Raw genomic sequence first — 9,353 nt, forward strand, 5'->3', positions numbered from 1 at the left:
AAACTCAATTTAGATCTCAAACAGTTTCTAACGTTCGGCCAATCAACTTAGCTAACCAGCTTGCGATTCAAATCCTAGCAGCGGCAATTGTGGCTTATCAGATTCATTCTCGTCAATCGTTGATGAAGAATCCACCGTCGCGTTTAAAATGTGTCGCTGAATGCGTTTCTCAACTGGTGGAAGCTTCATATAATCACCATAAAGCCGATGTAAGTATGAATCGTATCCGGCTAAAACCGGAACATGCAAATTCTCAAACGGCATCTTAATCAAGCGTTGCATTTCACTAGGAAAAATTGTCTCCTTGGCATAGTCATATGGTGACGATAAATTCACGTAAGGTAAATCACGATGGTGATCATACTGGACCATTGTTTTAAGCCGCAAATCATACAGGTCTTGCAGGCTCATGTTAGTATATGGCTTGTGGCCAGTTGCAGCACTTGGAAAGCGGTCTGGGTAGAACCGACGACGAATTTCTTGGAGGATGTCCTGTAAAACCATCTTTTGTTCAAGCCGTTGGGATTTATCAGCCGGCAAACGATCAAACGGGAAAACGTCAATAAAAATGCCGTTATGGGCTTTTGCTTCTTCCCGGCCGCGTTCCAAGATCTGCGAATCTTTGGTCATAACTTTCGCAAAATCATACTCATAGCGCGGATTTAGCCGATTTTCTTCAACCAAATAATCACTCGTCACTAATTCAGTCGGTGCTACCTGAATGAACTTTTCGAAGTCATGACGCGTGAAGCCGATGTCAATGTCATCGTCCCATGGAATAAAGCCGTGATGGCGAACTGCGCCAATCGCCGAACCGCCAGTCATAAAATACTTTAGATGGTATTTAGCGCTTAAACGTGCAACTTCCTGTAAAATACCGAGTTGAATACTGTGAATTTGATTCATATCAATTATCATATGAAGGCCCCCTTGATTCGTTATTCCGATTTCATTTCAAAACCTCTTTTAATTATTTTTTGTTCGTCTATGCTATTCTATTAACTTTTAAGAATTAGGTCAAATTATTTGCTTGTAATTATGCAATTTGTTCGGATATTTATGTTATAATATAACTTAATAAAACCAGTATTTTATTAAGTTATATTCTCTCAACAAATCAGGGTACCCCCAAACTTGTCCGTTTAACAACTCAACCAAATTTGACACTTAAGGAGTTTTTACTATGGATAACGCATCTTATATCAGAAAAAATGAAGCCATCATCAGTAAAATGCCCACTTTCATTCGCTCATACTATTTGGAAAAAACGACGGTTCCGCTGTCACCCGCCACGCTTTACCAATACCTAAACGAGTTCCAGCGTTTTTTCACCTGGTTAATTGACACAAACATTACAACTGCGACCACAATCACCCATATCCAATTAGGCGATTTAGAAACCCTGAAAAAGTCCGACATGGAACTTTATAAAGCGTACCTATTAAATCGTGGCAAGCAAACTGCTAAAAATCCCCGCGGAACATTATCCCATCGCACGGTCAATCGATCATTAAACGCACTTTCAGCGCTTTTCCGCTACTTAACTGAAGAATCTGAAAACGATGACGGTGAACCTTATTTCTACCGAAATGTTATGAAAAAAATTGCCCTAGTTGCTGATAGTGAAACTTACCAAACCCGGGCTAACAATATTAAGGACCAGCTAATGCTCGGCAATGCCGACGTTCATTATCTAGATTTTATTATGAATAAATATTCAGACCAGCTTAAAGGCAAACGAGTTGTTAAGATGTACGAGCATAATCGCGAACGTGACGTTGCCATCAACGCGCTGATGCTTGGTACTGGGATTCGGGTCTCAGAACTCGCCAATGCTAACCTGAAGGATTTGAACTTAAAAAAGGCCAGGATTTCCGTGCATCGTAAAGGTGGTAAACGCGATTCGGTTCCAATTGCCGATTGGGTGCTTCCTTATATAACCCCTTATCTCAGAATTCGCACCCAACGCTACCTGGCAACTGCCGCCACCCCTGCCCTCTTTTTAACGAAGGGGGCCCAGGCTCCTCGCCGAATTTCTACGGCAACCGTTGAACTCTTGGTAGCCAAGTACTCCCAAGCCTTTAACCACGTACGGATCACACCTCATAAACTTCGGCATACGTTGGCGTCAAAACTCTATCTCGAGACCAATAACGAGCACCTGGTTGCCACTCAACTTGGACAAACATCCACTAAGGCAACTGGCTTATACACGCACATCATTGATACCAAGCAAAAGCAGGCGTTGGATCAGTTACACACTAAAACGGATTAGTCAGTCACCTGCCCGCTTCTGGTATGCTGTCCACATTTTGTCCTGAACTTTCGAAAAAGTTAGGCGGTCAAAATTAGCTGGCTGGACCCACTTTCCCGGAAAATAACTAAGGTCACTTGTTGCTGGCAATTGCCCTTCAAGTAGTGTAATGTGCCATTTTTGGTGGGTGAACGTGTGGCTAACCGGTTTGGCATTAACCATTTTTAATTTTAGATCAAGGCCGTCCTCAACCTGAATCATCCGCACTAACCGCTTCATCATAAGGGCATCACTTGGCCCATTTTTCGGATCGTCCTCCTTAATTAGATCGTTTCTCTTGATCAACGGAAACATCCAAAACTCGCCTAGAATTCCCTTTGTTGGCCGATGTTCATATAAATAACCATTTGCCGAACGAATAATTAACCCAAAATAATCAACCGGCACCGGTCGTTTTTTCTTGGTTTTAACGGGATAATTTGCCTCAACACCATCTAGATAGGCCTGATTAAACGCCTTAACTGGTGAGTTGGCTGAATCATAGTTGGCCGCCGTCATATAACTGGCCCCCAAATCCATGATGGCCTGATTAAAATCTCCGGGCCGGTCCTTCGAAATGATCTGGTTAACAATCTTTTCAAATAACTTTCGCGTTTGGGGTTTGGCAATGTCCTCATCAATTTCAAGCAGGCGGGCAAATACCCGGTAGGCATTACCATCAATCGCCGCAACGGGCTGATTAAACGCAATGCTGGCAATTGCCCCCGCCGTATACGGACCTATCCCGCTGAGGCTTTGAAGGCCTTCAACAGTCGTCGGCCATTTACCACCATAGTCATGAACCAATTGATTGGCAGCTTTCTGAAGATTCCGGGCTCGCGAGTAGTATCCCAGTCCTTCCCAAGCCTTCATGAGGTCGTCTTCATTTGCTTCGGCCAAAGATTGCACGTTTGGAAATTGCTTCATAAACCGGTTGTAGTATGGAATGACCGTCTGTACTTGAGTTTGTTGAAGCATAATTTCTGAAATCCAAACGTGATACGGATCATGATCATGCCGCCACGGGAGATCCCGTTTCTGTTGATCGTACCAGGCCAACAGCGTCTGCTGAAAGGCACTTATTTTTTTCTGGGACCAATGAATCATTTTAATAATCACTCCTCTATTCGACAATTTTATCATATCAGAGTAGGCCCCCAGTTCTCATCTGCTTGAAAGTCGCCACTTATTTGCAAAGCCCCCAAACCGTTGTTGACGTTATCGGAATAAACCTTTACAATTTTATGGACGGTTCAATTATTATTGGGGGAATTTTCGATGAAGCTGAAACGGGTATTTGAACGCCGCGAGTATAAGTATTTATTATCAAATTCTGATTATATTGCCATTAGGAAACTACTGATGGGTTATATGCAGGAAGACATGTTTGGGCTGACGACAATCCAGTCACTATATTTCGACACAGCTGATAATTACTTTATCAATCGCAGTATTGAACACGCCCAATATAAATCAAAGTTTCGAATTCGAAGTTATGGCCGACCAAGTCCCACCCAGCCGGTTTACCTTGAGATCAAGAAAAAAATTAACGGGGTTGTCTATAAGCGCCGACTTGGGATTCCGTTTAACGATTTAGACAAAACCATCAATGGTCATACCATTACATTTGCTGATCAGCAGTTAAATCCAAATGATCAACAAATTGCCCGAGAAATCAGCTGGTTCTTTATGAAGTATCACATCACGCCAAAAGTTTTAATTTGTGATGACCGAGTGGCTTTATTCGCCAATGACAACCCGGAATTTCGCGTGACCTTTGATTTTAACATTCGTTTTCGAACCGAAGATATGGCTTTGGATGCCGGCACGAATGGGTTGAAGATCAACCCGAATTTTGATGTTGTGATGGAGGTTAAAGCGCTTGGCGCATACCCATATTGGTTTAGTAACATTATCGCTAACCTTCATCTGGTAAAGCAGCGATTTTCAAAGTATGGCTACGTCTATGAACATTATTTGAGAGGAATTGGGGATAAAAATGATTCAAGAATTATTTAAGGCGCACACGGTTTCGTATACGTTACCTTCGATTATCGGCAGCGTTGCCGCTTCAATTATTTTGGGGCTGGTTGTCGCAATGGTTTACATGTATCGAAATACATATTCAAAAAACTTTGTCACTACCCTGGCCGCACTTCCAGTGCTGGTCCAGCTGATTATCATGTTGGTTAACATGAACGGTAACCTTGGAACTGGCATGGCCGTTCTGGGCGCGTTCAGTCTGATTCGGTTCCGATCAGTAGAGGGAAATTCTCACGATATTGCCACTATTTTTTGGGCCATGGGGGTCGGTCTGGCAGCTGGGATGGGCTACATTTTTTACGCGTTCTTTTTCTCGGTGATTGTCACCATTTACTTACTGGTATTGAACACGAGTAGCTTTGGCAATCTCAGTTCCACAGCGGAACGGGAACTAAAAATTACGATCCCGGAAGATCTTGATTTTCCAGGATTGTTTGACGATTTACTCAATAAATACGGTTACGAATATCGTTACGATTCAGTTAAGACCACCACAATGGGCTCGGTTTATGAACTCGCGTACTACATCAAGTTAAAGGACGTTAAGAATGAAAAGCACCTCATTGACGAAATTCGGGTTCGCAATGGTAATATGCCGGTTGTTTCAAGCAAAATTTCATCAAAAACCAACGAATTGTAATAATTAGATGACTATCTTTATCTAAAAGAAGAGGTTGAGCCAAAAGTATCGCTTGTCTCAACCTCTTCTTATTTCTTCGAATTTTACATTGTCAAAACGGTCGTCTTAAAGCAGTTGCCTGCTTCACTCTCTTCTCTCGTAAACACACAATGCTTAATTAGCACCCTTGTAATCAAAGTGATTATCTAGAATCGAGATTCGCTTGTAAATCACTTTACTCAACGCCGGCAATCCTTGCGTGTACTGATTGACAGTCAGCGGGTTGATCGACTGATCATACGTATAATTATCATAACCAACACCAGCCATAAAGTTAACGTACTTATTATAAATCGTCTGGCCACTGATAATATTGTCTTGGCGAAGCTGAGTATAGCGAGCAGCAATTTCGGGGCCAAACACTTCGCTCACTCGTCTGAGGAGGCGATTGTGCGCCGGGAAGATGCCTCCCCGAGACGCATCATAATACATTTCATATGGATCATTGATACCAAAGCCAAAGATAAAGTTTCCAAGGGTGAGATCATTATCGTAGGCTTGCATTCGCCAAGTCTTTCCCTCATCATACGACAGATACGTCGCATTCTTGGCAATTTGATCGAAGGCCCCAAAAACGTTCACAAAGAGGTAATAATCGATCAGGCTGTTCACGTTCGCGTAATGACTAAGCTGGTCCTTGAATTGCTGATTGGTCGTTGAATCAACGAATTGGATAAAACTGTTCAGGTTAGAAAGTGCTGTTTGGGAAATTCGATCACTGGTTTCAGAACTGAAATCACTATCGTCTACCTTTGCATTCGGGCGGTCAAACATTTCGGCGGCAGCATTGTTCACGTTACCTTGAATGGCAACGTCCTGATCGTCCTTTTTATCCATTCCCCACAGTTTGGCACTTTTATCGGTGGTGAGGGTGTAAACCCCCTTCGCCTGCCCATTGACAAATACTAAAACTGGGAAGCCCTGAACTGACCCTAAATTTGGGGCCTTTTGCAAGTCACTTGGAAGATCAGGTTCAGTGGCAATCATCGACTTCCAAACGTCGGCGTTAACGATGTTGCGGGCCATCGTCGGGTCAGTTTCATTTGCCTTTAACTGATAGGTGTCGTCCTTTTTACCCCCCTCAAAGAACTTAAGCTTCAAAGGATCGTCGCCATTGGGATCGGTTGAAAGCTTGATCTTATAGCTCTTTTTGGGCAATAGCTGAGTTGAACTACCAGACCAATTAACTTGGGCATAGGCATTCACGTTATCCTTGTTTTTAGGATCCGTATACGAAAACGCCATTGGGGATGGGTTGGACTTATCCATGACAAAATCGTCCCCAGAGATTCGAATAATTGGTAACTGGGTTGAGTTTTGTGGCACTGGATCCTGATTCTTTGATTGCAGTCCAGTCAAATCAATTTTGACGCCGGCATTACTGAGGGCCCCGGCGACTCCGGAAACCACCCCACCGATCGCGGTAATTCCATCAGAGATGATCCCCAATGGAAACTGGGTGTTGAACTGTTGAATGACCGAGACCAACCCACGACTAAAATCACCCAATAAATCTTTTGAAGACGCTGGATTACCTAATTCATTAAAGATCGTCTGTGGTAAGCCAATCGTTAGGGCGGAAATAACGTTTGACTTTCCCTGAACCATATTGCCTAAAGTTCCCATAATGACGCCATTAACTGAGTCCACTAGAGATTCAGCGGTATTCTGATTACCTGGATAAATATGGTCCGTATCAATCGGCGTTGTGATTGTTTTCCCATCCAAACTTGGATCGGTACTATGAACCGTGACGGTGATTTTATCGCCATCCACCGATTGGGTTTTTACAGGTAAGCCATCAATCGTTTTACTGGTCGATACTTGCCCCGTTGCGCTGGGAGTCTTATCAGTCACGTTAACATTCGCTTGGCTGCCCGGCTGTGACGCCACCAGCGTTGTCCGGAGTGTGCCCCCCGGCATTTGCAAGTCCGCGGCCGCGCCGTTTGGAATTAAGAATAGCGTTGCGGCCCACGCACCAGTGAGAATTGCCCCCACAATAAGATGTTTTTTCATGATACCCCTCCAAATAATGTCAAAAAGCTATATATACCTTACCATATTAATCATTTAAGAGCTATGTCAATTAAACAGTTATCGTGACAATAGATGTTGGAAAATTAGCGGATGATCGCCCAAATTAATGGGGCCTATGAATCGTTTAACGCACTCCAATTAACTTTTAAGCGTCATTTCCGCCAAATTGCCGTTAGTTTACCTATTCACATCGTTAAGTCAAAATTCAGTGGGCCATTTTCAATTTATTTTCAAAGCCGCTGATGGGAACGCTCAATAAATCCTAATGAAAATCGGACCCATGATCTGATTTTCACAATTATAAATTCAAGGGGTAAATTATTGAAATTAGATACGTAAGCGTTTACATTATAACCATGCAGAGAACTTTGACTGGATCTTGAAATGGAGGAATAGATAATGACAACTGCTTTTGCAAGCCCATCGACCTATGTTCAAGGCAAAGACTTATTAAAGACCGCTTCCAAGTATATTAAACCCTTTGGTGACCATGGCATTCTCCTGACTGATGATATTGTCTGGGGATTGGTTGGCGAAAAATTTTACAACTACCTGACCAATGATGGCTTGAAAATTGAACACGTTTTTTTTGGCGGGGAAAGTTCTCCCGAAGAGATTGACCGGATTAAAGCAATCGGCGACTCAAGTGACGCAAAATTCATTATTTCTTTGGGTGGTGGCAAGACCAACGATACGACCAAAGCCGTTGGCGATCAGCTAAAGATTCCAATTGTGATCACGCCAACTTTAGCGTCCAATGATTCGCCCTGCACTCGCTTGAGCGTCCTATATTCAGAAAATGGTGAGTTCTTAAAATACCTGTTTTACGATAAGAATCCCGATCTCGTCCTCGTTGATACGGCTGTCATTGCCGGCGCTCCAGTGAAATTTTTAATTGACGGAATCGCCGATGCTTTATCAACTAATATCGAGGCCCAAACGGTTGCCAGAGCCCGAGAAATTACCCTATTACCGCTAGATACACAACAGACACAAGCGGGGTTGGCACTCGCTGAAAAATGCCAGCAATTGCTCTTCCGGTATACCGACCAAGCGGTTGCTGCGGCCTCGGATCATACTGTAACGCCGGCGCTTGATCACATTATTGAAGCCAACATCTTGCTTAGTGGCGTTGGGGCCGAAAGCTCAGGGCTTGCAGCTGCCCATAGTTTTCAAAATGGATTAACCGCCCTCACTGGGGACGTTCATAAACTGTCTCATGGGCAAAAAGTAGCGTTTGGATCACTGCTTAATTTAGTACTCGTGGGGGCCAGCGACGAAACCTTAACCAAGTACATCACCTTTGAGCACAAGCTGGGGCTGCCAACGACTTTAAAGGATCTGCACCTCGAAAATGCGAGCGATGCTGACCTGTTAAAAGTGGCTCAATTAACAACCCAGGAAGGTGAAACCATTCATAACATGGGCTTTAAAGTCACTGCTGAAGATGTCTTTGATGGCATTAAGACGGTTGACGCCTTCTCAAGAAACCTCTTTTCAAATTAAGGATCCATAAGCACCATCAATTCTTATCAAAAATCACCTTGCAATGCTCGAAACGGATCATTGCGAGGTGATTTAATTTTGATATTGTTAATCATTAAAAAATGCCGTTAGCGTTTGCTTGTAAATGGCGATGAATCGCTCAAAATTATCCAATTCAACAAACTCGTCAACTTGGTGAGCGGTCATATTTCCCGGGCCAAATACCGCAACCGATATCGCCGGATTTTTCCGAACAAATTCCGCGGCGTCAGTCCCGCCAGGGTAGCCGCCAAGCGGTAAGACCTGATCTAACTCCTGCTCACCGAACCGGTGCAACAACTGAATTAGTTTATCGTCCGGGTTACTCATAACTGGGTATTTATTACCTAGTAATTTAAACTGGATATCGGCTTTCGCATCACGATTATTTTCCGCAACGATTCGTTGAAGTTGGGCAATAATTTGGTCATTTGGTTCCTCGGGAATTGTCCGGATTTTCCCAAATACCGCAGCCGCAGCGGGCACTGAATTCAGCTGATCGCCACCCTTAATTTTAGTAACAACCGGCACGGTTTTCCCTAAAACCGGGTTCTCCTTGGTTAACGTTTTGAAATAGTTGATTTGCTGGTCGTAAGTCTTAATTAATGGCGCAATTGCGTTGATTCCTAACTGTGGAGATGAACTATGGGCTGTTTTGCCTTTGGTTGCAATCTCGTAAGTAATCGACCCCTTGTGAGCGTAGCTGAGGAGATATTGCTCGGTCAAATCATTTTTGTCTACTAAATGACTAGGGTCTGTCTTAAAACAAGCTTTTTA

At 43.4% G+C, this 9,353-nt stretch carries 8 protein-coding genes; 4 read left to right on the forward strand and 4 right to left on the reverse strand.

Features of this window, described 5'->3' with window-relative positions; all coding sequences use genetic code 11:
- Nucleotides 1-51 precede the first annotated feature (51 nt).
- Nucleotides 52-918, reverse strand: coding sequence for a LicD family protein (locus FD47_RS12450; RefSeq protein WP_054736224.1), 867 nt, complete (start codon nt 916-918; stop codon nt 52-54).
- Nucleotides 919-1,183: 265 nt separating this feature from the next.
- Between FD47_RS12450 and xerS the strand changes: the two genes are divergently transcribed.
- Entirely contained in the window at nt 1,184-2,275 is a 1,092-nt protein-coding gene (xerS, locus tag FD47_RS12455; RefSeq protein WP_008214622.1) for a tyrosine recombinase XerS, read from the forward strand.
- On the opposite strand, the gene mutY is transcribed toward xerS, so the two are convergent.
- Complete coding sequence (gene mutY, locus FD47_RS12460) at nt 2,276-3,400, reverse strand: A/G-specific adenine glycosylase (RefSeq protein WP_056980752.1); 1,125 nt, start codon at nt 3,398-3,400, stop codon at nt 2,276-2,278.
- A 171-nt stretch (nt 3,401-3,571) separates the two neighbouring features.
- On the opposite strand from mutY, the gene FD47_RS12465 reads away from it, so the two are divergent.
- Together FD47_RS12465 and FD47_RS12470 are read left to right on the forward strand one after the other, a co-directional pair.
- Nucleotides 3,572-4,312: a polyphosphate polymerase domain-containing protein gene (locus FD47_RS12465; protein WP_008214615.1), complete on the forward strand. Its 741-nt coding sequence runs from the start codon at nt 3,572-3,574 to the stop codon at nt 4,310-4,312.
- A complete protein-coding gene (locus tag FD47_RS12470) occupies nt 4,293-4,976 on the forward strand; it encodes a DUF4956 domain-containing protein (protein WP_054736222.1) in 684 nt (227 codons plus the stop codon). The genes FD47_RS12465 and FD47_RS12470 overlap by 20 nt, the downstream gene beginning before the upstream one ends.
- A gap of 153 nt (nt 4,977-5,129) precedes the next feature.
- Here the strand turns inward: FD47_RS12470 and FD47_RS12475 are convergent, their stop codons facing one another.
- Nucleotides 5,130-7,031, reverse strand: a complete 1,902-nt coding sequence (locus FD47_RS12475; RefSeq protein WP_054736220.1) for a CotH kinase family protein — start codon at nt 7,029-7,031, stop codon at nt 5,130-5,132.
- 420 nt (nt 7,032-7,451) lie between these two features.
- Between FD47_RS12475 and FD47_RS12480 the strand changes: the two genes are divergently transcribed.
- Nucleotides 7,452-8,558 (forward strand): glycerol dehydrogenase, encoded by a 1,107-nt coding sequence (locus tag FD47_RS12480; RefSeq protein ID WP_054736218.1) that lies wholly within the window; start codon nt 7,452-7,454, stop codon nt 8,556-8,558.
- Nucleotides 8,559-8,645: 87 nt separating this feature from the next.
- On the opposite strand, the gene FD47_RS12485 is transcribed toward FD47_RS12480, so the two are convergent.
- Nucleotides 8,646-9,302: a M20/M25/M40 family metallo-hydrolase gene (locus FD47_RS12485; protein ID WP_235806090.1), complete on the reverse strand. Its 657-nt coding sequence runs from the start codon at nt 9,300-9,302 to the stop codon at nt 8,646-8,648.
- Nucleotides 9,303-9,353: the final 51 nt, after the last annotated feature.

The sequence above is a fragment of the Lentilactobacillus parafarraginis DSM 18390 = JCM 14109 genome (assembly GCF_001435895.1).
Classification (GTDB): Bacteria; Bacillota; Bacilli; order Lactobacillales; family Lactobacillaceae; genus Lentilactobacillus; species Lentilactobacillus parafarraginis.